At 48.2% G+C, this 26,974-nt stretch carries 25 protein-coding genes and 1 pseudogene; all 26 read right to left on the reverse strand.

Annotated elements, in window-relative coordinates:
- Window positions 1-11: 11 nt before the first annotated feature.
- Window positions 12-1,229: a M16 family metallopeptidase gene (locus tag BBB58_RS10830; protein ID WP_074037211.1), complete on the reverse strand. Its 1,218-nt coding sequence runs from the start codon at window positions 1,227-1,229 to the stop codon at window positions 12-14.
- A gap of 51 nt (window positions 1,230-1,280) precedes the next feature.
- Window positions 1,281-3,497: a polyribonucleotide nucleotidyltransferase gene (gene pnp / locus BBB58_RS10835; RefSeq protein ID WP_074037212.1), complete on the reverse strand. Its 2,217-nt coding sequence runs from the start codon at window positions 3,495-3,497 to the stop codon at window positions 1,281-1,283.
- A gap of 128 nt (window positions 3,498-3,625) precedes the next feature.
- A complete protein-coding gene (gene rpsO, locus BBB58_RS10840) occupies window positions 3,626-3,895 on the reverse strand; it encodes a 30S ribosomal protein S15 (protein ID WP_074037213.1) in 270 nt (89 codons plus the stop codon).
- A 124-nt stretch (window positions 3,896-4,019) separates the two neighbouring features.
- Window positions 4,020-4,946, reverse strand: coding sequence for a bifunctional riboflavin kinase/FAD synthetase (locus BBB58_RS10845; RefSeq protein ID WP_074037214.1), 927 nt, complete (start codon window positions 4,944-4,946; stop codon window positions 4,020-4,022).
- 16 nt (window positions 4,947-4,962) lie between these two features.
- Window positions 4,963-5,877, reverse strand: coding sequence for a tRNA pseudouridine(55) synthase TruB (truB, locus tag BBB58_RS10850; protein WP_244150735.1), 915 nt, complete (start codon window positions 5,875-5,877; stop codon window positions 4,963-4,965).
- A 43-nt stretch (window positions 5,878-5,920) separates the two neighbouring features.
- Entirely contained in the window at window positions 5,921-6,268 is a 348-nt protein-coding gene (gene rbfA / locus BBB58_RS10855; RefSeq protein WP_074037216.1) for a 30S ribosome-binding factor RbfA, read from the reverse strand.
- A gap of 18 nt (window positions 6,269-6,286) precedes the next feature.
- Entirely contained in the window at window positions 6,287-8,494 is a 2,208-nt protein-coding gene (gene infB, locus BBB58_RS10860; protein ID WP_074037217.1) for a translation initiation factor IF-2, read from the reverse strand.
- Between the two features lie 21 nt (window positions 8,495-8,515).
- Complete coding sequence (locus tag BBB58_RS10865; protein ID WP_015881428.1) at window positions 8,516-8,812, reverse strand: YlxQ family RNA-binding protein; 297 nt, start codon at window positions 8,810-8,812, stop codon at window positions 8,516-8,518.
- Window positions 8,809-9,084, reverse strand: a complete 276-nt coding sequence (gene rnpM / locus BBB58_RS10870; RefSeq protein WP_208606710.1) for an RNase P modulator RnpM — start codon at window positions 9,082-9,084, stop codon at window positions 8,809-8,811. Before rnpM ends, BBB58_RS10865 begins: the two co-directional genes overlap by 4 nt.
- Window positions 9,081-10,244, reverse strand: a complete 1,164-nt coding sequence (nusA, locus tag BBB58_RS10875) for a transcription termination factor NusA (RefSeq protein ID WP_074037219.1) — start codon at window positions 10,242-10,244, stop codon at window positions 9,081-9,083. The genes rnpM and nusA overlap by 4 nt, the downstream gene beginning before the upstream one ends.
- A gap of 14 nt (window positions 10,245-10,258) precedes the next feature.
- Window positions 10,259-10,729 (reverse strand): ribosome maturation factor RimP, encoded by a 471-nt coding sequence (gene rimP, locus BBB58_RS10880; RefSeq protein ID WP_074037220.1) that lies wholly within the window; start codon window positions 10,727-10,729, stop codon window positions 10,259-10,261.
- Window positions 10,730-10,848: 119 nt separating this feature from the next.
- Window positions 10,849-15,141, reverse strand: a pseudogene (locus tag BBB58_RS10885) (PolC-type DNA polymerase III).
- Between the two features lie 70 nt (window positions 15,142-15,211).
- A complete protein-coding gene (locus BBB58_RS10890; RefSeq protein WP_074037221.1) occupies window positions 15,212-16,912 on the reverse strand; it encodes a proline--tRNA ligase in 1,701 nt (566 codons plus the stop codon).
- A 32-nt stretch (window positions 16,913-16,944) separates the two neighbouring features.
- On the reverse strand, window positions 16,945-18,195 hold the full coding sequence (gene rseP, locus BBB58_RS10895) for an RIP metalloprotease RseP (RefSeq protein WP_074037222.1): 1,251 nt from the start codon (window positions 18,193-18,195) through the stop codon (window positions 16,945-16,947).
- A 3-nt stretch (window positions 18,196-18,198) separates the two neighbouring features.
- Complete coding sequence (gene dxr / locus BBB58_RS10900) at window positions 18,199-19,356, reverse strand: 1-deoxy-D-xylulose-5-phosphate reductoisomerase (protein ID WP_074037223.1); 1,158 nt, start codon at window positions 19,354-19,356, stop codon at window positions 18,199-18,201.
- A 14-nt stretch (window positions 19,357-19,370) separates the two neighbouring features.
- Entirely contained in the window at window positions 19,371-20,168 is a 798-nt protein-coding gene (locus BBB58_RS10905) for a phosphatidate cytidylyltransferase (RefSeq protein WP_074037224.1), read from the reverse strand.
- 1 nt (window position 20,169) lies between these two features.
- On the reverse strand, window positions 20,170-20,907 hold the full coding sequence (gene uppS, locus BBB58_RS10910) for an undecaprenyl pyrophosphate synthase (RefSeq protein ID WP_074037225.1): 738 nt from the start codon (window positions 20,905-20,907) through the stop codon (window positions 20,170-20,172).
- 84 nt (window positions 20,908-20,991) lie between these two features.
- Window positions 20,992-21,552, reverse strand: coding sequence for a ribosome recycling factor (frr, locus tag BBB58_RS10915; protein ID WP_074037226.1), 561 nt, complete (start codon window positions 21,550-21,552; stop codon window positions 20,992-20,994).
- On the reverse strand, window positions 21,549-22,274 hold the full coding sequence (gene pyrH, locus BBB58_RS10920; RefSeq protein ID WP_015881417.1) for a UMP kinase: 726 nt from the start codon (window positions 22,272-22,274) through the stop codon (window positions 21,549-21,551). Before pyrH ends, frr begins: the two co-directional genes overlap by 4 nt.
- A gap of 110 nt (window positions 22,275-22,384) precedes the next feature.
- The gene (tsf, locus tag BBB58_RS10925) at window positions 22,385-23,266 is read right to left on the reverse strand and encodes a translation elongation factor Ts (RefSeq protein ID WP_074037227.1); all 882 of its coding nucleotides are present in this window, start codon (window positions 23,264-23,266) and stop codon (window positions 22,385-22,387) included.
- Window positions 23,267-23,383: 117 nt separating this feature from the next.
- Complete coding sequence (gene rpsB, locus BBB58_RS10930; protein WP_074037228.1) at window positions 23,384-24,124, reverse strand: 30S ribosomal protein S2; 741 nt, start codon at window positions 24,122-24,124, stop codon at window positions 23,384-23,386.
- Between the two features lie 152 nt (window positions 24,125-24,276).
- Window positions 24,277-24,669, reverse strand: a complete 393-nt coding sequence (locus tag BBB58_RS10935) for a hypothetical protein (RefSeq protein WP_074037229.1) — start codon at window positions 24,667-24,669, stop codon at window positions 24,277-24,279.
- 12 nt (window positions 24,670-24,681) lie between these two features.
- Window positions 24,682-25,452 carry a FliA/WhiG family RNA polymerase sigma factor gene (locus BBB58_RS10940; RefSeq protein ID WP_074037230.1) on the reverse strand — a complete coding sequence of 257 codons (771 nt, stop codon included), beginning with the start codon at window positions 25,450-25,452 and terminating at the stop codon, window positions 24,682-24,684.
- Between the two features lie 12 nt (window positions 25,453-25,464).
- On the reverse strand, window positions 25,465-25,950 hold the full coding sequence (locus tag BBB58_RS10945) for a chemotaxis protein CheD (RefSeq protein WP_031421691.1): 486 nt from the start codon (window positions 25,948-25,950) through the stop codon (window positions 25,465-25,467).
- Window positions 25,943-26,542 carry a chemotaxis protein CheC gene (locus tag BBB58_RS10950; RefSeq protein WP_015881411.1) on the reverse strand — a complete coding sequence of 200 codons (600 nt, stop codon included), beginning with the start codon at window positions 26,540-26,542 and terminating at the stop codon, window positions 25,943-25,945. Before BBB58_RS10950 ends, BBB58_RS10945 begins: the two co-directional genes overlap by 8 nt.
- The gene (locus BBB58_RS10955) at window positions 26,532-26,963 is read right to left on the reverse strand and encodes a chemotaxis protein CheW (RefSeq protein WP_015881410.1); all 432 of its coding nucleotides are present in this window, start codon (window positions 26,961-26,963) and stop codon (window positions 26,532-26,534) included. Before BBB58_RS10955 ends, BBB58_RS10950 begins: the two co-directional genes overlap by 11 nt.
- Window positions 26,964-26,974: the final 11 nt, after the last annotated feature.

Here is a 26,974-nt window from a genome sequence, read left to right on the forward strand (position 1 = left end):
TCGGTTTCAAGTCACGCTTCGTTTGGGAGGACATATGACTTCGCCGGGCGATGGTTCAACACCTCACGAATCAATGCATTGACCTCATCGCGTTCAATCCGTTCTACTTTCTCAATCACTTGTTCAATCGGCTCGACTTCGTCGAGCAATAGCAAGTTCCGTCCGTTCCGGTTCATGCGGGCACTCGAACTTTCATTCCCGAGGGCGATCGACCCTTTCAATTGTCGCTTGCCTTTGTCTACTTCCTCAGCAGTCAAACCTTCTGCGACAAGTCGCTTCATCTCTCTCTCAAGGATGACTTCGACTTGTTCTAACGTATCCGGTGACGTACCGACATAAATGGTAAACGTACCGTGATCGGAAAACGTCGTGTAGTAAGAGTAAATGGAATAAGCTAACCCTTCTTCTTCACGGATGGACTGGAATAAACGCGAAGACATCGTCGCGCCGATTGCGTTGTTCATCAATGCCAAGTGAGGCAAACGGTCATCCGTCGCGGGAATCGCTTCGTAGTTCCAGCAGAGGTGGGCTTGCTCCGTTTCTTTTTGTTTCGACAATGTGTCATGGAACAGTTCCGGTTGATTGATTTCTTTCGACGATTCCCTAGAAGGGATGTGAGCAAACCTACGTTTTACCGCCTCAATCAATTCTTCAGAAACATGACCTGCAATCGAGACGACAATTTGCTCGGCCGTATACTGTTCCTGTAAGTATTCGACGAGCTGGTCACGTGTCAATCGATTGACACTCTCCTCCGTCCCTAAAATAGGTTGAGCGAGGATATCGTCACGATACGCCGCAATGGCCAATAGTTCATGAACGAGATCTTCCGGCGTGTCCTCATACATTTTAATTTCTTCCACAACGACACGCTTTTCTTTTTCCAACTCCTGTGCATCGAGCACCGACTCAAACAGCATATCTGTCAGTACGTCGAGCGCCATGATCGCGTGTTCATCGAGCGTCTTCACATAAAAGCATGTATGGTCTTTCGAGGTGAATGCGTTGACGCTTCCACCGAGCTCATAAAAAAAGGAAGCAATCTCTTTTGCGCTTTTTGATGCGGTGTCCTTGAACAGCATATGTTCAATCAAATGGCTGATGCCGATGTTCTCAAAAGTTTCTGTACGTGTTCCGGCTTTAATGAATACCCCGGTTGAGGTGCTGAGTGAACCATCGATTGGTTCGATGATGATTCGAACACCGTTCTCTAGTGTCATCCATTCCATATTCTCACTCCTATGAAAAAGGCCATCGCACCAAGACGATGGCCAGAATAATTAATTTGTCGAGCGCGGTGGACGACGGTCCCCGTCACGACGTGGCGGACGGCTTTCGCGAGGTGGACGGCTTTCACGTGCTGCCTTCCGTTTCGCTTCGTATGCCTCACGCTCTTCAGGAGACAATCCTTCTAAGATGAGCGCTTTTCGTGATGCGTTGACACGACCTTTGTCATCGATTTCAGTGACTTTGACTTGAATCGAATCGCCAAGCTTCACAACATCCTCGACGTTTGCGACACGCTCAAGGCTGAATTCGGATACGTGTACGAGTGCATCTTTCCCTTTGAATAACTCGACGAATGCGCCGAATTTCTCGATGCGACGTACGGTAGCATCGTATACTTCACCGACGACGACTTCACGGACAATGTCACCGATCATAGACATGGCAAGATCGATTCCTTCTTGGTCCGTCGAGGCGATGAAGACCGTACCATCTTGTTCGATGTCGATCTTGACGCCCGTTTGGTCGATAATGCTGTTGATCATCTTCCCACCTGGTCCGATGACGTCGCGGATTTTATCCGGATTGATTGTCATCGTCACAATCTTCGGTGCGTATTTCGACAATTGTGTACGTGGTGTATCCAACGTCTCAAGCATGTGGTCAAGAATGTGCAAACGACCGACACGTGCCTGTTCAAGCGCTTCTTCTAGAATTTCACGCGTGATTCCGGCAATCTTGATATCCATTTGAAGGGCAGTGATCCCGTCTTTCGTTCCAGCTACTTTGAAGTCCATATCCCCAAGGTGGTCTTCAAGTCCTTGAATATCTGTCAAGACCGTGTAATGCTCACCTTCCATGATAAGACCCATGGCAATCCCAGCGACTGGCGCTTTGATTGGCACACCTGCATCCATCAATGCGAGTGTCGACCCACAAATCGAAGCTTGTGAACTTGAACCGTTTGATTCGAGTACTTCTGAAACGAGACGAATCGTATACGGGAAGTCTGCTTCTTTCGGAATAATTGGAAGAAGTGCACGTTCACCGAGTGCCCCGTGACCGATTTCACGACGACCTGGTGCACGGACAGGACGTGCTTCACCGACTGAGAACGGCGGGAAGTTATAGTGGTGCATGAAGCGTTTGTTCTCTTCTAGACCGATTCCGTCGATGATTTGCGCATCACCGATGACACCGAGAGTCGCGACCGACATGACCTGTGTTTGACCACGTGTGAAGAGACCGACACCGTGTGCGCGTGGGAGTAATCCGACTTCTGACGCGAGCGGACGAATCACGTCTGGACGACGTCCGTCTGGGCGGACTTTTTCGACCGTGATCAAACGACGGACTTCATCTTTGACGAACTTGTTCAAAATCCCTGAAACTTCACCGAGTTTCGATGGCTCGTCAGCAAGACGTTCTTCATACATCGCAACATATTTCGCAATCACTTCGTTGATGGCTTCGTCACGAGCATGTTTCTCTTCCACTTGAACCGCTTCTACGATTTCAGGACGAGCTGCTTCGAGTTCAGCAGTAAGCGCCTCATCGTATTTCGAGACCGTGTATTCGAATTTAGGTTTTCCGACGGCTTCTACGATTTCTTGTTGGAATGCGATCAAACGCTTGATTTCTTCATGTCCAAACAAGATCGACTCGAGCATGATGTCCTCAGGCACTTCGTTCGCACCTGCTTCAACCATGTTGATGGCTGTCGATGTCCCTGCAACTTGAAGTTCAAGGTCCGTTTTCTCCAACTGAGCCGTCGTCGGGTTGATGACGAATTCACCGTCTACACGTCCAACTGTCACGCCAGCGATTGGACCGTCAAACGGTACATCTGAAATCGAGAGCGCGATCGATGTTCCTAGCATACCCGCCATTTCAGCCGAGCAATCCGGGTCGTTTGACATGACGTAAATCATGACTTGAATGTCATGACGGAATCCGTCTGGGAAGAGCGGACGAATCGGGCGATCGATGAGACGTGATGTCAAAATCGCGTTTTCACCCGGGCGACCTTCACGGCGAAGGAAACCACCTGGGATTTTACCGACCGAGTAAAGTTTCTCCTCATAGTTGACCGTCAATGGGAAGAAGTCTAAATCCTTTGGTGCTTTTGAAGCCGTCACTGTCGCAAGGACAACCGTATCTCCATAACGCACGAGTGCCGAGCCGTTTGCTTGCTTCGCAAGTTGGCCGACCTCTACAGACAGTGGGCGTCCGCCCCACTCTGTAGAGAATACTTGTTTCGTACCTAACATGTACATTCTCCTCTCAAACCTTATCTAGTTTATTATGTAACTCATTCCAACGAATGTCTAATCATTTTCCTTAAAAAAGAAGAAACGGACTAGGACGTTGTCCCAGCCCGTTAAACAGTCTCAATCGATTAACGACGGAGACCGAGGCGTTGAATCAATTCACGGTAACGTGTAACGTCCTTGTTACGAAGGTACGTAAGCAAGTTACGACGACGTCCAACCATTTTCAAGAGACCGCGACGTGAGTGGTGGTCTTTCTTGTGTGTACGAAGGTGGTCGTTCAATGTGTTGATTTGTTCAGTCAACACAGCCACTTGTACTTCCGGTGAACCTGTGTCACCTTGTTTTGTCGCGAATTCCGCGATAATTTCGTTTTTACGTTCTTTTGAGAGTGCCATTGCCTCTCCACCTCCATTTAATGAAAAATTGCCGCGTTGCCGAGCCGACGTTGGTGAATCGACCAGCCAAGCGAAGCGGTGTACTTTGCGTACTTGACAAGGATAGCGTACCCACTCTTGAAAGTCAAGATAGGATTGAACGAGCTGCCACCTCATCTTCTTTTAGTTGAGCGACCAATGCATCCAACCCATCGAACGCGCGTTCATTCCGAATATATTGGATCCACTCGATTTCGATGACTTGTCCATATAAATCCTCGGAGAAGTCGAAGAGATGGCTCTCAACAGAGACCGATCCCGTCTCATAAAACGTCGGACGACGTCCAACATTCGTCATCGCGTGGAACATCCGTCCGTCCGGTAGCGTGACTCGAGTCGCGTATACGCCCAATCGTGGCATGACGTACGAAGCGTCCATCAACACGTTCGCAGTCGGGAAACCGATTGTACGCCCTCTCGCATCACCGTGAATGACTTCGCCACAGATCACGTATGGCGTACCGAGGAGTTCATGTGCGGCATCGACCTGTCCCTCTGCCAAGAGTTTACGGATGCGGGTAGATGACACTTTTTCCCCATCCATCGTCTGCTCTGTGACGACAGACGTCGTGAATTGGTCACGCGCATGGTACGGAAGTGTCTCCATCGTCCCTTCTCCAAACTTTCCATACGAGTAATCAAAACCAGCTGTCACGTGCACGGCTCCGGCACCGATCAAATAATCATCGACAAACTGTTGCGGGGACAAATTGGCCAATTCTTTTGTGAATGTCAAGACGAGGCAACGCTCTACCCCGAGCGCTTCGATGCGCTTCAGTTTCCGGGACAGCGGTGTAATATAGCGGACCGCATCCGGTTTATTGGAGAGTACTTGTTTCGGATGAGGATCGAACGTGACGACCGTCACCGGCAGGTTGTGCTCCGCTGCCACCCGTTTGGCATGATTGATTACAGCTTGATGCCCTTTATGAACACCGTCGAAGAAACCGAGTACCATAATGGATGGATACACGTCGGGTGTTTCTGGATAAGTGAGATGTTTTGTTTCCATACTGTCAAATTCCCCCTTAGTCGATAGCCAACATGACCTCGACTGTAGCGTCTGTCGTTCCTTCTTGTCTTCGATATAAAGCAAGAGGGATTCCTTCTTCATTATAGACAGTAAATAACTCAAATTCGAGCGAAACGCCGTTCAGCTTCCCGCCGTTGCGAATATAACGTTCCCGATTCTTTGGAATGGTGATCATTGGCCAGCGTTTGATCACATCTTCGAGAGGAATGACATGCGCCATTCGCTCCTCGACCGTTTCAAGTGTTTGAAGCGTTCCGAGTGTTACCGCGGTCGCTTCATCAAACGTTCCTGAGCTCGTCCGTCTGAGTTCGCTCATATGGGCAGGGTAACCGAGTTTCTCCCCAATCTGAACGGCGAGCGTTCGAATATACGTCCCTTTCCCACAGTCGATTTCCATTCGGAATCGACAGACATCCGCTTCGAATATCAATTCACTCGTCCGCTCCAGACGATGAATCTCGACCGTCCGCCGAGGTCGTTCGACGGTCTGCCCTTTCCGAGCATACTCGTACAACTTCTTCCCATTTACTTTGACCGCCGAGTAGTACGGCGGGATTTGTTCAATCCTCCCTGTCAATTGGCGCATCGCCTCGTCAATCTGGGTTGCATCCAAATCGTTCGGTGTGACTGACTTCTGCGCGACGACCTCGCCATGCGCGTCCTCGGTCATCGTGGCGGTACCAATCGTCACCTCGGCCACATAACGCTTCCCTTCATCTGTGATAAAACGTGACAGCTTCGTGGCGCGCCCTAAACAGATGGGCAATACGCCTGTCACTTCCGGGTCAAGCGTACCTGTGTGACCGATCTTTTTCGTCTGGAACAATTTTCGTAATTTAAATACGCAGTCATGACTCGTCATGCCAGCATCTTTATCGAGTACGAGCACTCCGTTCGGTTCCAATTTCATCCCTCCATATAAAAAAAGGGAGAACGACGTCTCCCCTTTCAAATTATTGATCTTTGTTCAAATCACGAATCAACGAATCGATATGGCTACCATATGCGACTGAAGAATCATATTCAAACGAGATCTCTGGTGTTTTACGAAGACGGATGCGATTCCCGATTTCGCGACGGATAAACCCTTTCGCCTTATCGAGACCAGCTTGCGTTTCTGCTTTCACATCTTCCTCATCACCAAGCACCGTATAATAGACTGTTGCTTGCTGTAAGTCACCTGTCACATCAACGCTCGTAATCGTAGCGTTTTTTGTACGCGGTTCACTGACTTCCCGTAACAAGACATCTGTTATTTCTTTACGCATTTGCTCGGCAACACGTTGGGCACGAATTTTCATACGTGATCCCTCCTCACATTATTTACGTTCGACTTCTTTCATGACGAACGCTTCAATGACATCGTCTACTTTGATGTCATCAAATTTCTCTACTTTAATCCCACACTCATAACCAGTCGCAACTTCTTTCACGTCATCTTTGAAACGACGAAGCGTATCGAGTTTACCTTCGTAAATCACGATTCCGTTACGAATGACACGGACACCGGCGTCACGTGTGATTTTACCTTCTGTCACATAACAACCTGCAATCGCACCGACTTTCGAAACTTTGAAGACGTCACGGACTTCGACTTGACCTGTGATTTCTTCCACGAACTCTGGGTCAAGCATCCCTTTCATCGCGCTCTCGATTTCTTCGATTGCATTGTAGATGATGCGGTGGAGACGCATTTCAACGTTCTCTTGTTCCGCCATCGAACGTGCGTTTCCATCAGGACGGACGTTGAATCCGATGATGACAGCATTCGCAGCTGAAGCGAGGATGACGTCACCTTCCGTGATTGCACCGACACCTTGGTGAACGATGTTAACTTTGACGCCTTCGACATCAATCTTGCGGAGTGAACCAGCCAATGCTTCGGCTGACCCTTGAACGTCTGCTTTGATGATGACGTTCAAGTCTTTCACTTCACCTTCTTGAATGCGGCTGAACAAATCATCAAGACTTACTTTCGCCGACTCACGACGCTGTGACTCAAGGTAACGTTGGTAACGTTTTTCCCCGATTGCACGTGCTTTCTTCTCATCTTCGAAGACGATGAACTGGTCACCCGCTTGTGGAACGTCGTTCAAACCAGTGATTTCAATCGGTGTAGATGGTCCGACTTGTTTCACACGGCGACCGATATCGTTGACCATCGCACGGACACGACCGAACGTGCTACCGACGACGATTGAATCTCCGATTCGAAGTGTACCGTGTTGAACGAGAAGTGTCGCGACCGGTCCACGTCCTTTGTCGAGTTTCGCCTCGATGACTGAACCACGAGCTGGCATGTCTGGTGTCGATTTATATTCTTCGACTTCAGAAACGAGGAGAATCATCTCGAGCAATTCATCGATCCCTTCGCCTTTGATGGCAGAAATCGGAACGAAGATTGTTTCGCCACCCCACTCTTCAGGGATGAGACCGAACTCTGTCAACTCTTGTTTGACACGGTCAGGGTTTGCCCCTTCTTTGTCCATTTTGTTGACTGCCACGATGATTGGAACGTTCGCTGCCTTGGCGTGCGAGATTGCTTCCTCTGTTTGTGGCATGACGCCATCGTCAGCCGCAACGACGATGATCGCGATATCTGTCACTTCGGCACCGCGGGCGCGCATCGTTGTGAAGGCTGCGTGACCTGGTGTATCGAGGAATGTGATTTTCTTATCGTTGACTTCAACTTGGTAAGCACCGATGTGCTGCGTGATTCCGCCCGCTTCTCCTGCGACGACTTTCGTGTTACGAATCGAGTCAAGAAGTGTCGTTTTCCCGTGGTCGACGTGACCCATGATGGTAACGACAGCTGGACGTTCTTCAAGGTCATATTGTGAGAAGTCGATCTCAACTGTTTCAAAGTCTGTCTCATCGACAACAACTTCTTTTTCAACCTCAAAGCCGAATTCTGCAGCGAGTAATTCAACCGTTTCATCATCAAGCGTTTGGTTGATGGTTGCCATGACACCGAGACCCATCAACTTCATGATGATTTCGTTTGGCTTTTTGTTCATTTTTGAAGCAAGGTCAGACACGCTGAGTACATCGTCATACTTGATGACGTTGCCCATCTCTGCCTCTTGCGCGAGACGCGCTGCTTTACGCTGACTTGTCTTCGAGTTTGGATCGGCTTCTTGTGGCACAGCCGCTTTTACCGGCTTGCCTTTGCCTTTCCCTTTTCCACGTTTTTTATTGCGTGGGTCGTTGTTTCGGTTGTCGTTACGATTTTGTCCACCGCGATTATTTTGACCGCCACGGTTCTGTTGTCCCGCTTGTGGACGTGGCGATTGTGCTTCTTTTTTCTCTTGCTTCGGCTCATTCGATGTTGACGTCGCTTTCGCTTCCGCTTGTTTTTCAGCACGATATTTTTCAGGATTGAACACACGGTCCAATTGTTTTACCGTTTCCTCATCGAGGACGGCCATATGGTTTTTCACCGGTTTGTTCAATTTTTCTAATTGAGTTATGACTTGTTTACTCGTTACATTCTGTTCTTTTGCAAATTCATAGACGCGTTTTCCCAAAGCATCCACCTCCGTTAATAGTTAAGAGAGAAGTTGCTTAAGCTTGTTCGCAAATCCGGATTCTGTCACCGATACGACGACACGCATGTCTTTACCGAGTGCGGCCCCGATTGTATAGCGATCGCTCACTTCAATCAATGGCACTTGATAAGACGCACATTTGTCAGTGACTCGTTTTTTCGTCGAGGCTCCTGCATCTCCGGCTAGAATGACGAGCTTGGCACGACCCGCTCGTACATCCTTTAATACAAACTCTTCTCCCATCGTTACTTTCCTCGCTCGAGCAGCAAGGCCTAACAATGATTCCCACTGGCTCATGATTCGCCACCTGCGACAGCTTTCAACTGTTCATACAAGTCGTCGCTCGTCTTTACTTTCAAGTGATGGTCGAGCGTCCGTTTTTTCTCTTCTTTTCGGACGACTTCGATATCTTTTGATAAGTATGCGCCACGACCGTTCACTTTACCCGTCTGATCGATGACCACGTCACCTTCAGGCGTCCGAACGACACGAATCAATTCTTTTTTCGGGAGCATTTCTTGTGTGACCACACACTTACGCAAAGGAAGTTTCTTTTGCTTCATGCTCATTCCTCTTCTTTCACCGCAGTCGTTTCAACTGTAGCATCTGATAAGTCTTGTTCTACTTCATTTTGAACAATTTCTGGTTCTGATTCAACTTTTTCAGCAAACGTATCGAACAAATCAAGTGCTTCGGCATCCGTTTCACTCTTGATATCGATTTTCCATCCTGTCAATTTCGCAGCGAGACGGGCGTTTTGACCACGTTTCCCGATCGCGAGTGACAATTGATAGTCCGGTACGACGACTGTCGTCGATTTTGCTGGCTCGTTGACATATACCGCAACGACCTGAGCCGGGCTGAGTGCGTTACGAACGAACTCTTTCGGGTCTTCAGACCAACGGACGATATCAATTTTCTCGCCGTTCAATTCGTCGACGATCGTTTGAACACGTTGTCCTTTCGGTCCGACACAAGCGCCGACTGGGTCGACGATATCCGAATGTACAGCGATTTTCGAACGGTCACCCGCTTCGCGTGATACTGACATCACGTCCACTGTTCCGTTTGAAATCTCTGGAACTTCGAGTTCGAACAAACGGCGCAAAAGTCCCGGATGCGTACGCGAAACTTGAATCGCTGCACCTGAACCTTTCGTCGTTGAATCTACTTTTGTCACGTATACTTTGATGCGATCATGAATTTGGTATGACTCGTTCGGCATCTGTTCATTCGGTGTCAATACAGCTTCAATGTTGTTTTCGAGACCGATATAAAGGTTGCGTGGGTCAAAACGCTCCACGATCCCTGTCATGATTTCATCTTCTTTGTCAGCGAAGTGGTTGTAGATGCGTTCGCGTTCCGCTTCACGCATCTTCTGTGTGACGACTTGTTTTGCCGTCATCGCCGCGACACGTCCGAAATCACTCGGTGTGACTTCTTCTTTATGGAAATCGCCGAGCTCATAGTTCGGATCGATTTCATGTGCTTCTTCGAGTGAGAGCTGTTGGTCCGGTTGCGTGAGGCGCTCTACGACTTCTAACAAAGCGTAGACACGGATATCCCCCGTCACCTGATCAAACTCGACTTTCACGTGCTCGTTCGGGTTCGCCACGTTGCGGCGATACGCAGATATGAGCGCTTGTTCGAGTGCATCGATAATGATATTTTTGTCGATTCCTTTTTCTTTGGCAATCTGATCGATTGTAGTGAGTAATTGTGGACCCATCTTCTTCCCTCTCCTTAACTAAACGTGACCGCTAAGCGGGCTTGTGCAATTTTGTCAACCGGTAGCGATACCGCTTTTTTTCTTTTTTTGATGCGTGTCTCGATCACGACCGTTTCCCCATCATATGCCGTCAAAATTCCTTCAAACTCTTTGGCACCATCGATCGGAGCGAACGTTTTCATGTAGACATTTTTGCCTACCGCACGTTCAAAATCGCTCGGCTTTTTCAGCGGACGCTCCGCACCAGGACTCGAGACATCAAGATAATAAGCCTGTTCAATCGGATCGGTTTCGTTTAGTTTTTCCGAGAGCTGTTCATTGATATTGACGCAATCGTCCAAATCGACGCCCCCCGGCTTATCGATATAGACGCGCAAGAACCAGTCTGGACCTTCTTTAACAAATTCCACATCGACCAATTCCATGTTTTCTCGTTCTACGATCGGCAACGCAATCGATTCAACGACTTCTGTTATTTTGGACACTCTCATCCCTCCTTCTGGCTTTTACATACAAGAAAGGAGTAGGGTTCCCTACTCCTTTCCGTCGTAGTATCCAACTTTGTTCGATACTAATATATCATATTTTCCCGATAAATCGCAACTTACACCCCAAAATCAAAGAATGAGAGTTGGTTCTCATCAGGCAGACCTTCGAGACATTTCATCGTATCGAGTGTCTCGATGACCGTTTTCGAAAGTTTCGCACGTTTCCGCAAATCTTCTTTCGAAAGGAACTGTCCTTCTTCCCTTGCTTCAACAATCGCTTTTGCCGCATTCGTTCCCAGTCCATCGACCGCGTTGAAAGGTGGAATCAGCGTATTGTCTTCAATCAAGAACTCTGTCGCACTCGACCGATACAAGTCGATGTTTTGGAACTTCATTCCCCGCTCGAGCATTTCGAGCGCAAGTTCGAGGACCGTGTGTAGCCCTTTATCCTTCGCTGTCGCATCGAACCCTTTTTCTCGAATATTTGACATCGCCTTACGAACGGCCTGGGGACCTTTGATCATCGCGGATAAGTCAAAATCTCCCGCTCGAACGGTAAAGTACGTCGCGTAGTACAGAATCGGATGATGTACTTTAAAGTATGCAATCCGGACCGCCATTAACACGTAGGCAGTCGCGTGTGCTTTCGGGAACATGTACTTGATTTTCTTACAAGACGAGATATACCATTCCGGCACGTCATTCTCTCGCATCTCGGACTCCATCTCTTCCGTAAGCCCTTTCCCTTTCCGGACGGATTCCATGATTTTAAAGGCGAATGACGGTTCGAGGCCCGCGTAAATCAGATAGACCATGATGTCATCTCGACAACCAATCACATCCTTCAGTTCGCACGTCCCGTTATAAATCAATTCGTTCGCGTTCCCGAGCCAGACGTCTGTTCCGTGGGATAGACCGGAAATTTGAACGAGCTCCGAGAACGTCGACGGTTTTGTCTCTTCAAGCATCTGACGAACGAATTTCGTCCCGAATTCTGGAATCCCGAGCGTCCCGGTTTTCGATTCAATCTGTTCTGGTGTCACCCCAAGCACTTCTGGTGAAGAAAAAATCTTCATGACTGTCGGGTCATCTGTCGGAATCGTCTTTGGATCGATACCAGACAAATCCTGTAACATCCGGATGACGGTCGGGTCATCATGCCCGAGAATATCAAGTTTCAATAAGTTGTCATGGATGGAGTGGAAGTCGAAGTGAGTCGTCTTCCATTCAGACGAATTGTCATCCGCCGGATATTGAATCGGGGAGATATCCGCGATGTCCATATAGTCCGGTACGACGATGATACCCCCTGGGTGTTGCCCCGTCGTCCTTTTTACACCGGTGACCCCAGAAACGAGACGGTCGACTTCGGCGTTCCGATAAATCTTATCGTTCTCGGTCGCATAGCCTTTCACGTATCCATAAGCCGTTTTGTCGGCAATCGTGCCGATTGTCCCGGCACGATAGACGTATTCTTCTCCGAACAGTACTTTTGTATAGGCGTGGGCATGCGGTTGATATTCACCTGAGAAGTTCAAGTCGATATCCGGTACTTTGTCCCCTTTGAAACCAAGGAATGTCTCGAACGGAATATCATGACCGTCTTTTTTGTACTTTTTTCCGCACTCCGGACACTCCTTGTCTGGCAAGTCATACCCCGAACCGACTGATCCATCATTAAAGAAATGTGAGTGCTGACAGTTCGGACAGACGTAGTGAGGCGGTAGCGGGTTGACTTCGGTGATTTCCGTCATCGTTGCGACGAGACTCGACCCGACCGACCCCCGCGAACCGACCAGATATCCATCATCGAGTGATTTTTTAACGAGTTTATGCGAAATCAAATAAATGACGGCGAACCCGTGACCGATAATCGATTTGAGCTCTTTCTCAAGACGCGCCTCCACGATTTCAGGCAACTCGTCTCCATAGATGGAGCGAGCCATGTCGTAGCTCATATTCCGAACCTCATCATCTGCCCCTTCAATTTTAGGTGTGTACAAATCATCCGGGATGATTTGAATGGACTCAATCTGATCAGCGATTGCATTCGGATTCGTGATGACGATTTCACGCGCTAAATCGACACCTAAAAACTTGAACTCTTCCATCATTTCTTTTGTCGTCCGGAAGTGCGCATGTGGTAATTCCTTACGCGTATTGATGAAGTTTGCCCCACCTTGTGTACGAATCAAGATTTCGCGATAAGACCGGTCCGACCGATCTAGATAGTGCACATTCCCTGTCGCACAAACCGGTAACTCGGCCTTCTCGGCGACACGAATGATGCGCTTAATGATTTCGCGGAGTTCTAATTCATTCGTCACAATCTCTTTATCAATCAAATGGTGGTAGAGTGCCGGGGGATGAATCTCGATAAAGTCATAAAATGACATCATCTTCTCGAGTTCATCATCCGACTTGTTCAAGGCGGCGTCAAAAATCTCCCCGTTATCACAAGCCGAACCAATCAATAATCCTTCTCGCCGTTTCACAAGCTCGGAACGTGGCATGCGTGCCATCCGATACAAGTAATCGATGTGAGATAAGGAGATGAGCTCGTATAAATGACGAAGTCCTGGCTTTTTGTTTTTCGCGTAGATGGTCGCATGGAACGGACGAATCTTCGACACGTCACTGCCGACTTTCGCGTTCAACGAGCGATGTGTCGTCATTTCGAACATCTGCTTAGCGAGATCGAGTAACTTCATGAGCAAATACGCCGTTGCTTCCGCATCGTAAATGGCACGGTGATGTTGTGTCAGTTCGATATCGAATCGCTTCGCGAGTGTATTGAGTCGATGATTCTTCAACGTCGGCATCAACGTTCGAGCAAGTTCGAGCGTGTCGATGACCGGGTAATCGTCCGGTTCATGCCCACCACTACGGAGTGTCGCCTCGAGGAAGCCCATGTCGAATGACGCGTTATGGGCAACGAGAATGCTGTCGCCACACCACTCGACGAACTGTTTCGTGATCACTTCCGGGTCCGGTTGACCTTGAACCATGTCATCCGTGATCCCTGTCAATTCGATGGTGGTCGCTGACAAGGCATGTTTCGGGTCGGCGAACGCTTCAAACCGGTCAATGATTTCTCCGTCCTTGATTTTAACCCCAGCGAGTTCGATGATTTTATTGTAGACGGCAGAAAGTCCCGTTGTCTCGACGTCGAAGACGACGTATGTCGCATCATCCAATGCCACATCGGTCGCATGATAAGCGACAGGGACACCATCGTTGACGACGTTCGCCTCGACTCCGTATAACACTTTGATATCATTTTTCTTCCCGGCTTAATAGGCTTCCGGGAACGCCTGAACTCCAGCATGGTCGGTAATGGCAATGGCACGGTGTCCCCATTTTGCGGCACGAGCGACGAGCGACGAGACATTTGTGACGGCATCCATTTGGCTCATCTGCGTATGCGCGTGAAGTTCGACGCGTTTCTCACCTTCCCATTCGTCACGTGGTGGTTCTACTTTTACTTCTTGAAGTTGAGATGCCATCATACATAGTTCGCGCATAAACGAATCATCTTCAACCCGACCGGCCGTTTGAATCCACATCCCTTTTTTGACGGCACTTAGCATACGGTCGTCATCGTCATCGCGTGCAAATACCTTCACAATCAATGAGTCTGTGTAATCCGTCATCTTGAACGTGAATAGTTTCTTACCACTCTTCAACTCTTTGCGCTCTGCTGAGAAGACGAGTCCACGAATCGCGACACGTCGTTCTTCCTCGATAATCGTCTTGATTGGGACAATCTCATCTTTAATGAGCGCACCCATCCGGATTTCTGTAATCGGTTCGTCGTTCGTTTCTGTTGCCTTGGCGAATTGGGCAGCCAGTGCCATTTTCGCTTGTTCGATATCTTCTTGAACGACCTGTTCGCGAAGGGCTTGATTTGCCTCAGCGTCTTCCGAAAATTGAGCCTGACACGGTTTTTTTGTGAACCCTTAGGCACTATAGAGCGCCTGTACTTCTTGACAGAGCTCTTTGTCCACATAACTCGCCTCAGGTGCGGAACGCACCGGAATCATAAGTTTGTTCTGCTCGAATCGTGGCGAAACGGAGCCGAAATAACTGCGCATCGCGCCAGATACTTGGCTCAACTCGCTGACGATTCGTGGCCAATAGTCGATATAGTCTTGCTCGCTCCCACCCGCTACTGTCGAGAATCGAGCGTACACCTCATCCGCAAACGTTGCATAACGGCTTTCTAGTCGACTCATGAACAATTGATGCACGTCGTATGGCAATACTGCTGGAAATGAAAAATAGAACGTCCACGTCCGTCGCTTCTTATTGACGACGAGTCGTGAGAGTTCGGCCTGATCAAACAGGTCCGTCTCGGTCGTGATCCCAAGGTCACTTAATAATAATTGCATCTTTTGATTTGCTTCCACGGGTCCGTCTTTCCCCCTTTATGCCAATTCGACAAATGAAGGTGACCGCTTCCGCTGTCACCTTCATCCATTAATGAACTTCGCTAAATTTTGAAGCGATGACTTCTTTCAATTCACCGATTGATGTTTCAATCACTTCACCTGTTGCACGTACTTTCACTTCAACGATGCCTTCGCCAGCTTTTTTCCCGACGTTCACGCGAATCGGGAGTCCGATCAAATCTGCATCGGCAAACTTGACGCCCGCACGTTCTTTCCGGTCATCGAACAAGATATCGTATGTTTGACCGAGCTCTTCATAAAGACGGTTCGCCAACTCGACTTGCGTCTCATCTTTTGCGTTGATTGCAATCAAATGGAGATCGAACGGCGCTACGTTACGTGGCCAAATGATTCCACGGTCGTCGTGATGTTGTTCGACGATGGCTGAAAGTGTGCGTGACACCCCAATGCCGTAGCAACCCATGATGAGTGGTTCGGCACGACCCTCTTCGTTGAGGAATGTCGCACCCATCGCTTCTGAATATCGTGTTCCGAGTTTAAATACTTGTCCCACTTCAATCCCACGAGCAAAACGAACCGGACCGGACTCATCCGGTGCCAAATCGCCTTCGACAACGAAACGTAAATCGTGGTATGTCATCTCGGCAAGGTCGCGCGCAGCATTTACACCCGTATAGTGTGTGTTCGCCTCGTTAGCACCACAGACAGCATCCACTAAGTATTTGACCGCATAGTCGGCAACGACTTTGACCGGAGCGTTAATCGGTCCGAGTGTACCTGGTGCACAGTTGAACAACTCAACGATTTTCGCTTCTTCTTCAAGTTGAATGTCGAGTCCACCGAGTGCGTTCTTCACTTTGACTTCATTCGCTTCGTGGTCGCCACGAACGATTGCCATGACAGTTTCGCCATCCACGTTAAACAAGACAGATTTGATTGTCGTCTTCGGATCCACATTCAAGAATGCCGCCACGTCCTCAATCGTACGATTTTCTTCCGTGTTCACTTTTTCGAGGGGATTTACGTCAGCTTGTTGCATCTCATAACGGTCGAGCGTTTCGGCCATCTCGATGTTCGCCGCATAGTTCGACGTGTCCGTGTAGACAATTGTATCTTCACCAATATCCGCAAGCGCTTGGAATTCATGCGTGTCTTTCCCGCCGATTGCCCCAGAGTCTGCGACGACCGGACGATACTTCAGTCCTGTACGGTCGAAGATACGTGAGTAGGCATTATACATGTTGGTATATTCTTCATCTAAGTCTTCTTGTGTCGCGTGGAATGAATAGGCGTCTTTCATCAAGAATTCGCGTCCGCGCAGCAATCCAAAACGTGGTCGACGCTCATCACGATACTTCGTTTGAATCTGGTACAAGTTCATCGGTAGTTTTTTATACGAGTTGAGCTCGTCTCGGACGATCGATGTAATCAATTCTTCGTGTGTCGCACCGAGTGCGAAGCGACGGTCATGACGGTCCGTCAAGCGCATCAACTCAGGACCGTAAATACCCCATCGTCCTGTCTCTTCCCAAAGTTCTGCCGGTTGGATGGCAGGCATCAATAGCTCTTGAGCTCCGGCACGATTCATCTCTTCACGGATGATCGTTTGGATGTTGTGTAACACTTTATGTCCGAGTGGAAGATAAGAATAAATTCCTGCCGCATTTTGACGGATGAATCCTCCACGGACGAGGAGTTGATGGCTGACCGCTTCCGCGTCAGCCGGCACTTCTCTCAATGTAGGCATGAGCAATCTAGATTGTTTCATACAGTTCAACGTTTCCCTTCTCTACAAACAGCTTATTTAAAGAATGATTGAATGTCGTTCCAAGTGACAATCAACATTAAAATCATCAAGAGTGCGAATCCGATAAAGTGGACGAATCCTTCCTTTTTCGGATCGATTTGACGTCCGCGTACCGCTTCGAACAAGAGGAAAATCAAACGTCCTCCGTCTAACGCTGGCAATGGGAGCAAGTTGAAGATGGCAAGGTTGACGGAGAGAAGCGCTGTCCAATTCAACAGCATGATCAAACCGCTCGCCGCTACTTCATCTGTCATCCGTACAATCCCGACCGGACCTGCTAGTTGATCGACACCGACTTGTCCTGTCACCAAATCACCGACCGCAGAGAAGATCAGCGTCGACATCGTCCATGTCGTTTCCGCCCCCGTCGTCACGGCTTTGACCGGTGATCGTTCGAGCGCGTTCGTGACACCAAGAATCCCGACCGTCTCTCCGTTTTGTTCGACTGCTTGTGGTGTAAGGGTGACAGTTGCTTCCTCTCCATCACGGACATACGTGACTTCCGTAGGGGTGTCCGCGCGGTCTTCTAAAGCAGATCGCAAGTCGAGCCAATCGGTAATCGGCTCGCCTTCAATCGAGACGATTTCATCCCCACTCATCAAACCAGCCTCATCAGCGGCTGAATCCGGTTGAACCGTACCAATTTGACCATCGTTCGTTGGGGTTCCTTGAACGAGCCCAACAATGATGAGCAAGATGAACGCCAAGACAAAGTTCATCGCCGGACCGGCTGCGATGGCCAAGACACGCTTCCAAACCGACTGGGCCCCAAACGTTCGATCATACGGTGCAATTTGAATTTCCATCCCTTGGTCGACAAGGAGTGTGTCTCGCTCTAATGAATAGACCCGCACTTCCTCATCGATGAGAAGTTGAACTTTCAACTCATGTGTCGAATCGAACTTATCGACGGTTCCGACGACATGGACATCTGTAGCCGTGTCCGGTTGGAAGTAGACACGATCGACCGTCCCCTGTTCAGTGAGACGAAGTCCGACATGCTGACCCGCTCGGACTTCAATCGGTTCAAAATCTTCTCCGGCCATTTTGACGTAGCCACCGATTGGTAAAAGACGAATGGTATAGAGCGTTTCATTTTTACGGAATGAAACAATTTTTGGACCGAATTCGATTGCAAACTCGTGACAGAGAATGCCTGCCCGTTTCGCCATGACGAGGTGTCCCCATTCGTGTACCGAAATGAGAACGCCAAACATCAAAACGATGGCGATAAAAGTCGTCATGATTTATTCCCCACCTTCAATTCCTTGCTGAATCTGTTGACGTACTGCTTGGTCAACTTCTAGAATTTGCGCGAGCGTCGGCTCGGCAATGACCTCATGTCGAGCCATCGCTTCTTCGACGAGTCGTTCAATCTCTAAAAACGTGATCTGACCGTTCAAGAATAGGTCCACTGCCACTTCATTGGCTGCATTCAAGACGGTCGGCATGGAACCACCGGCTCTTCCTGCTTCGAACGCTAACCGGAGTGCCGGGTAACGATTGAAATCAGCCTCTTCAAAATGCAGCTTTCCGATTTCCTTCAAGTTTAACCGCTTATTCCCCTCGATTTCAAGCCGCTTCGGTCCCGATAGCGCATAAAGGATCGGACCGCGCATATCCGGGTTTCCAAGCTGGGCCATCACGGCAGCATCTTTAAATTCGACCATCGAATGAATAATCGATTCTCGATGCAAGATGACTTCAATATCATTATAATCGATATCGAACAGCCAGTGTGCCTCGATGACTTCTAAGCCTTTGTTGAACATCGTCGCCGAATCGATTGTGATTTTTGCTCCCATTGTCCAGTTCGGATGATTCAGTGCGTCTTCAACAGTCACATCAGCCAGCTCATCACGTGAACGATCACGGAAACTACCGCCTGAAGCCGTTAGAATAATCTTTGATACATCTTCTCTTCGTTCCCCGTTCAAACATTGATAAATCGCGGAGTGTTCACTGTCGACAGGCAATAGGTTGACCCCATGTTCTTTCACGGCCGCTTTGACAAGATGTCCTGCGGTAACGAGTGTTTCCTTGTTGGCGAGTGCAATATCTTTCCCTGCTTGAATCGCCGCAAGCGTCGGTTCGAGTCCAACTGCTCCAACGACTGCCGTCACGACGATGTCAGCCCGTTCTGCCGTTGCACACTCCTTCAGCCCCTCCGGTCCAATAAAATAGAGAGGTTCATATGTAAGACGTGGCTTCAACTGCTCGAGTACTTCGATACTCGTTGCCGACACATATTTTGGTCTAAGTCGATTGATCCATTCCGTGGCGACATCGACGTTCGTTCCGAACGCATACGCCTCAAGTTCAAACAGGTCGGGGTGCTGTTCGATGACGTCACAAGTTTGAACGCCAATCGAACCAGTCCCACCAATTAAGCTAATTCGCTTCATTTCGACACTCCTTTTTAAAGCAGATTAAACACCCAAATGACGGTAAAGACCGCAATCATACTATCAAACCGGTCTAAAATGCCACCATGTCCTGGTAACAGGTGACCCGAATCTTTGACTCCATACTGGCGCTTATAAGCAGACTGCACCAAATCTCCGAGCTGTCCGACTACCGCCACGACAATCGCTAAAATGACGACCTCAATTATCGGCAAGATCGGATTAATCCAGACGAAGATGATACCGAGTACAATCGCAGACACAATGCCCCCAATCGCCCCTTCAATCGTCTTGTTCGGACTAATCGATGGCCATAATTTGGCTTTCCCGAATGCCTTTCCGGTAAAATATGCTCCCGAGTCCGTCGCCCAAATCATAAACAAGATTAGCAACACTTTCGATAGACCGTCCTCAGAGAGCCGGACTAACGCAAAACTAGAGAAACCGACGACCAAATAGACCGCTGAGACGAAGTAAAAACTAGCGTCATCATACGTGAATCGATTTTTCGTGACCATTTTCCAAAACAGCAACAACACGAGCCCTAAGACGAGCCATTGTTCAATCGAGAACGGAAGTTCATCCGTGACAACCTGATTCTCAATCAATAATAAGAGGAATGGGAACGCCACGAGGAGCGCTGTGACCAAGAACGGAAACGCCAACAGCTTATGCTGTCGCATCAACGTGAATTCACTCAATCCGATGAGTGCTAAAATCCCCATCAATGAAACAAATGCATTTCCTCCAAGCGCAATTACCGTGATGAAGATGGCTCCTGCCCATAGTCCTGTAATAATACGTGTCTTCATGTTACACCCCACCAAAACGTCGCGTGCGCGCGTTGTATGATTCAATCGCTTCTACAAAATGCTCACGCTTAAATTCCGGCCACAATACTTCTGTGAAATGAAGTTCAGCATATGCGCTTTGCCATAATAAAAAGTTAGAGAGTCGTTGTTCCCCGCTCGTCCGAATAACGAGATCCACGTCTTGAACGTGTGTCATGAGTCGTTCACCAATCATACGGTCATCGATATCGTCTGGCTGAACCAAACCGGACTGAACGTCTCCTGCAATGCTGCGCATCGCTTGAACGAGCTCATCCCGTCCCCCATAGTTGAGTGCGAAGACAAGATTCAACCCTGTGTTCGCAACGGTCCGTTCTCTCGCCTCGTTAACGGCTTCTCGTGTCTCTCGTGGGAGTTTCGACGTATCTCCCGCAACGAGCACTCGTACATTCTGTTCGTGGAGTTCTTTCAAATCGGTCTCCAAAAACTGTTTCGGCAGTTTCATCAAGAATGAGACTTCCTCTTCCGGACGAGTCCAATTCTCTGTAGAGAACGCATAAAGCGTCAGAGACCGAATCCCGAGTTCTTGTGCTGTTCGTACCGCTTCCCGGATGGACTTCATCCCTTCCCGGTGACCCATGATGCGAGGGAGACCACGTTTTTTGGCCCAGCGTCCATTTCCATCCATAATGATGGCTACGTTCTCAGGAACACTTAACTCCGCCTCGATTTTCGTTTTAGGATTCACCCATTTAAACATTCTGTTATCCTCCTGATTGTATGAAAGAAGGACCCTCTCAGAAAAAGGGTCCCCACACAGCTTTTTGGTATACCACTTCCGTGATTACACTTCCATGATTTCTTTTTCTTTAATTTTTGCAGATTCATCAATCTTCTTGATATACGAATCCGTCAACGTTTGAACGTCATCTGCATATCCGCGGAGATCGTCTTCTGTTAACTCGCCATCTTTCTCGAGTTTCTTCAAGTTTTCATTTGCGTCACGACGAACATTACGGACAGCGACTTTCGCTTCTTCTGCGTATTTTTTCGTGACTTTAACTAATTCTTTACGACGTTCTTCCGTCAATGCAGGAATCGCCAAACGAATGACCGTACCGTCAGATGATGGAGACAAGCCGAGGTCTGCCTTTTGAATCGCTTTCTCTACTTCAGAAACCATTGACTTATCCCATGGTTGAATCAAAAGTAGGCGCGCTTCTGGTGTATTGATGTTTGCCACTTGATTGAGTGGTGTTGGGACACCATAGTAATCAACTTGGACAGGATCCAAAATCGATGCGCTGGCACGGCCAGTGCGAAGCGTTCCAAAATCACGTTTAAGTGAAGAATGCGCTTTTTCCATTTTTTCTTCAGCTTTTTTCAATACTTCTTTGACACTCATGAATTGACTCCTCCTACTACCGTCCCGATATGTTCCCCGAGAACGACACGTTTAATGTTACCTTCTTCAAGCAATGAGAATACAATCAATGGAATGTGGTTGTCCATACAAAGTGACGTTGCTGTCGAGTCCATGACTTGAAGTCCATCCTTTAAGACGTCAAGATAAGACAACGTATCGTACTTCACTGCCGTCGCGTCCAATTTCGGATCAGCTGAATAGACGCCGTCCACATTGTTTTTACCCATTAAGATGACATCAGCTTCGATTTCAGCCGCACGGAGGGCAGCTGTCGTGTCCGTTGAGAAATATGGGTTTCCTGTGCCGGCCGCAAAGATAACGACGCGTCCTTTTTCAAGATGACGCATTGCGCGACGACGAATGTATGGTTCAGCAACTTGTCGCATTTCAATTGATGTTTGGACGCGCGTTTGGACACCGTACGTTTCAAGGCTATCTTGAAGAGCAAGTGAGTTCAATACAGTTGCGAGCATACCCATGTAATCTGCGTTTGCCCGATCCATCCCGAGTTCACTACCCGTCTTTCCACGCCAAATGTTTCCGGCACCTACAACAACGGCGACTTCTACACCCATCTCGATCAATTCTTTAATTTGACTTGAGATTGAGTTTACAATGTTAGGGTCGATCCCGTAACCTTGATCTCCAGCGAGCGCTTCTCCACTCAATTTTAACACAATTCGTTTATATTTCGGTTCCATAACTTTGCCTCCTCTTGCTTGAAAAAAGGGAACACGCTCCCTTAACGAACTAACTCAAGGTTATACAGACGTGTTCCCATTTTTAGTTGCATCACTGATTGTGACACAGATTATTTTTTAAGTTGTTTTATAACTTCTTCAGCAAAGTTCTCTTCACGTTTCTCCATACCTTCTCCTACTTCGAAGCGTACGAACGAGTTGATTTTTCCGCCTTTTGTTTCTACGTACTTACCAACTTTGAAGTCGCTGTCTTTTACGAACGTTTGGTCAACGAGGCAGATTTCCTCGAAGTACTTGTTCATACGACCAGCAATCATCTTCTCAACGATGTTAGCAGGCTTGCCTTCGTTAAGTGCTTGCTCAGTCAAGACTTTCTTCTCGCGGTCGATTTCTTCAGCTGATACTTCATCGCGTGTCGCGTAAAGTGGACGTGCTGCAGCAACGTGCATTGCAACGTCTTTAGCAACTGTTTCGTCAGATGTGCCGTCGATTACAACGACTGACCCGATGCGACCACCCATGTGGAGGTACGTACCGAATACTGCATCGTCAGCTTTTTCAAGAACAGCTACACGACGGAGTGAGATTTTCTCTCCGATTGTCGAAGCTTCTTCTTGAATGTACGTTTCAAGTGTTTTACCTGCTTCGTACTCAGCCGCGAGTGCAGCTTCTGCAGTTGTTGCGCCTGATGCGAGTACTGCTTTTGCTACGTTGTTTACGAGTGTTTGGAACTTCTCGTTCTTCGCAACGAAGTCTGTTTCTGAGTTGATTTCGACGAGCACAGCTTTGTTGCCTTCAACTGCTACTGCTGTCAAACCTTCAGCGGCGATACGATCACCTTTTGCTGCTGCTTTAGCGATTCCTTTTTCGCGAAGGATGTCGATTGCTGCTTGCATGTCACCGTCTGTTTCAACGAGTGCTTTTTTGCAATCAAGCATTCCTGCTCCTGTTTTTTCACGAAGTTCTTTTACCATTGCTGCTGTAACTGCCATCGGAAATTCCTCCTTGTAAAACTAACGAATTTTAAGAAAAAGCACAGGGCTTTTTGATTACATGTCCTAAAAAAAGGTGATAAAAGGCTTTCCCTTTATCACCTATTGTCTCACTGATTACTCAGCTTCTGTAGCTTCAGCTTCTGTCGCTACAGCTTCTTCAGCAACTTCTTCTTCACCTTGCTTCGCTTCGATGATTGCATCTGCCATCTTAGAAGTGAGCAATTTAACTGCACGAATTGCATCGTCGTTCGCTGGGATTACGTAGTCGATTTCGTCTGGGTCACAGTTTGTGTCGACAATCGCAACGATTGGGATGTTCAATTTGTGAGCTTCCGCAATTGCGATACGCTCTTTACGTGGGTCAACGATGAAGAGGGCGTCAGGCACACCAGGCATATCCTTGATTCCGCCGAGGAACTTCTCAAGACGAGTCATTTCTTTCTTCAAGATGATGACTTCTTTCTTAGGAAGTACTTCGAACGTGCCGTCTTCTTCCATTTTTTCGAGTTGCTTCAAGCGGTTGATACGCTTTTTGATTGTTTTGAAGTTAGTGAGTGTTCCACCCAACCAACGCTCGTTAATGAAGAACATTCCAGAACGGATTGCTTCCTCTTTGATTGTATCTTGAGCTTGTTTTTTCGTACCAACGAAGAGGACGTTTCCGCCTTCTGCCGCGAGTTCACGAACAAAGTTGTAAGCTTCGTCTACTTTTTTGACCGTCTTTTGAAGGTCGATGATGTAGATCCCGTTACGCTCTGTGAAGATGTATTTCGCCATTTTTGGGTTCCAACGGCGTGTTTGGTGACCGAAGTGTACACCAGCTTCAAGCAATTGCTTCATTGAAATTACTGCCATGATAAATTTCCTCCTTGTGGTTTAAAAAAGTCCTCCGCCTCGTTCATTGTTGTATTCCGACCTTTCGGCACCGAGGAATATCATCCCGAGACGTGTGTGATGTGTTTAACACCGAGAATTACTATAGCATATGTCACGAAATCCGGCAACTCTCACTTTTTACGAAGTTTCGCATAAAGCGCAAGCTCGCCCTCGCCTTTTCCGAGGATACGGGCAGCGTCCCGCACGGAATGTCGCAACAAGACATCGTCCACGTCGATTGACGCGGACGGGGTCGTCTCTTCTGTCGCCTCTACGACCGTTTGGACGGACTCATTGACAGGGAGCGATGAAGCTTCTTCCTGTTGAACCACGTTCGAACGTTCAACGGGTTCTTGAACAACGAGGTCGTTCATCGACTCCATGAATGAAAGAAGCAACGTTTCGGTCTCTTGCTTCTCTCGTTCGAGCCGTTCGACTCGTTCCTGAAGCGCTTGGACTTGTCGGTAGCCGAATAAAAAACCGTAAGCAACCAAACAAGCTGTGATCACATATACAATATACACTTGTTCATCTCCTTACGATGTCTTTTCTTCTAAATAGGACCGACCGAGCGCGTGTTTTAATGTCTTCAACGCTTTGGAATGAATTTGCGAAATCCGTGATGTTGACAGTTCGAGCACTTCCCCAATCTCCGTCAACGTCAGTTCGTCAAAGTAAAACAAAGAGACGACGAGTCGTTCTTTTTCGGATAAATGGTCGACTTCTGCTGCCAGCACATCAATCAATTCGCGTTGCAACAACGTATCTTCTGGCTTTTCAGAATCCGGGTCGAAATACGTGACAGACATGACTTTTCCTTCTTCTTGCAACGTCACGGCCTCATCAATCGACAACATATTGGCAAAGTACCCTTCCGCCATCGTTCGTTCGATTTCTGCAATCGGTAAGTCGCATGCCGAAGCTAACTCGCTCTTCGTTGGAGCACGATGTAACGACTGTTCAAGCTGTTCCGCCACCTGATCGATTTTTTTTTCTTTTTCTCGAACCGACCGAGGTAACCAATCCACTTTTCGTAAACCGTCGATAATGGCTCCACGAATCCGAAACGCAGCATACGTATCAAATTTATTATTGTGCTCTGGATCATATTTCATAAGGGCATCGTACAATCCCATGTAACCCAAACTTTTCAATTCGTCGCGTTCGACGCTCTTTGGAAGCGTCACGATCATCCGTTGTACGTGGTAGTGGATGAGAAACTCGTAATGTGCTAGTAATTCGTTTGCTGTATCCATATCACGGTCCATATTCCAGCGATCCCACAACTGTGTAAGATGAGTCGTCATGTCGATCCCCCCTTATAGTTCTTTCGTACCCACGCTCACCGTCCGAATCGATAAGACAGATGTTGCGACATCAAACTCGATTGTCCGCCCGTTATGTCCGCCACAATCTTCTGCCACGAGCGGAATACGATGGACTTTTAATGCTTGGCGGATGGCCTCGGCGTTTCGCTCACCGATTCGCATCGCCTCGTTCTCATATTTAAACTGAAACATCTGAGCGCCGCCTGCCATCTTTGCTTGAAGCCGTGTGGCCCCTTCTCGTTTCAATGAATGCACGAGTGTATCAATGGCTGTATCTGCGTATTTTCCTACTTCAATCGTCTGGTTCTTACGAGCAATCGTCGAGTCCGGCAACATGACATGTGCCATCGCTGCCAATTGGAGGCGGGTGTCATATAAAATGACACCCACACATGACCCGAGTCCGGCTGTACGTAACCGATTTGGTGCGGTCGTCTGCTTCCATTCGGCAATGCCGATTTTTAATACATCAGCCATTGCCAAGCAACCGTTCTTGAATCCGTTTGAGCGACCCATGTGTTGGTAGGAACAACACATGTCCTGCACTTACTTTTTGATCAATCATAAATGTCGTGTCGATATAGAGCGCCGCGTCTTCCTCAGGTTGTACAGACGTGACGACAAATTCAACAATCGAACCTGCCATATCGATGGCCGTTGCCGGCACTTGAATCATAATCGGTGTCTGTAACCAGTCACCTAGCGCTCGCGCATAAGCACCGCTCATAATATTCCCGACCTCTTCCCAAGCCGATTGGCCGAGCTCATCAAAAGAATCAAATGAATATGGCATCCCAATCAAGGTCGAAACCATTTGCTCGGCATCTTCCACGGCGAACAAAATGAGGATCATTCCACGAATATCACCATCTAATTCCAACAAGACCGAGGCAACATGTCGTTCCGGACCGCCGACTCGCTCTGGTAAATAGGTGATCGGTTCCATTTCGGCAGAAGACACGGTAATGTTCACCGGTTTCGAAAGCATTGCCGACAAGGCAGTCGCTGCATGTCCAGACCCTATATTTCCCAGTTCCTTTAACAGGTCTTGTTCAAACTCACTCAGCATACTGTTCCTCAAACAACGCATTCGCATCGAGTAAAGAGAAGAGTTTATCTTCTCCTTTTGCGATGGCTGTCAGATGTGCCGAGAGCATATCGCGGCTCGATTCCGGAATCGGTTCGATTCGTACTTCGTCGCTTTCCACGACCTCATTCGCACGGTCGACGATAAATCCGGCATCTCCTTGATTCAACGAGGCGATCAGGATGCGTGTCTCATCCGTTGGTTCGATTTCTTCGTAGCCGAGTCGCAAGCGAAGGTCGATGACCGGCGTGACGACACCACGAAGGTTGATGACCCCTTTCACATGTGACGGTGCGTTCGGCACTCGTGTGATCGGCTGAAGTCGCTCGATTGAACGGACCGACTGTACGTCGATCCCATACGTATTTTCTTCAAGTGAAAAGACTACCCATTTCTGTTCCATCAATATTCCTC

The sequence above is a fragment of the Exiguobacterium profundum genome, from assembly GCF_001909285.1.
GTDB classification, from domain to species: domain Bacteria; phylum Bacillota; class Bacilli; order Exiguobacteriales; family Exiguobacteriaceae; genus Exiguobacterium; species Exiguobacterium profundum.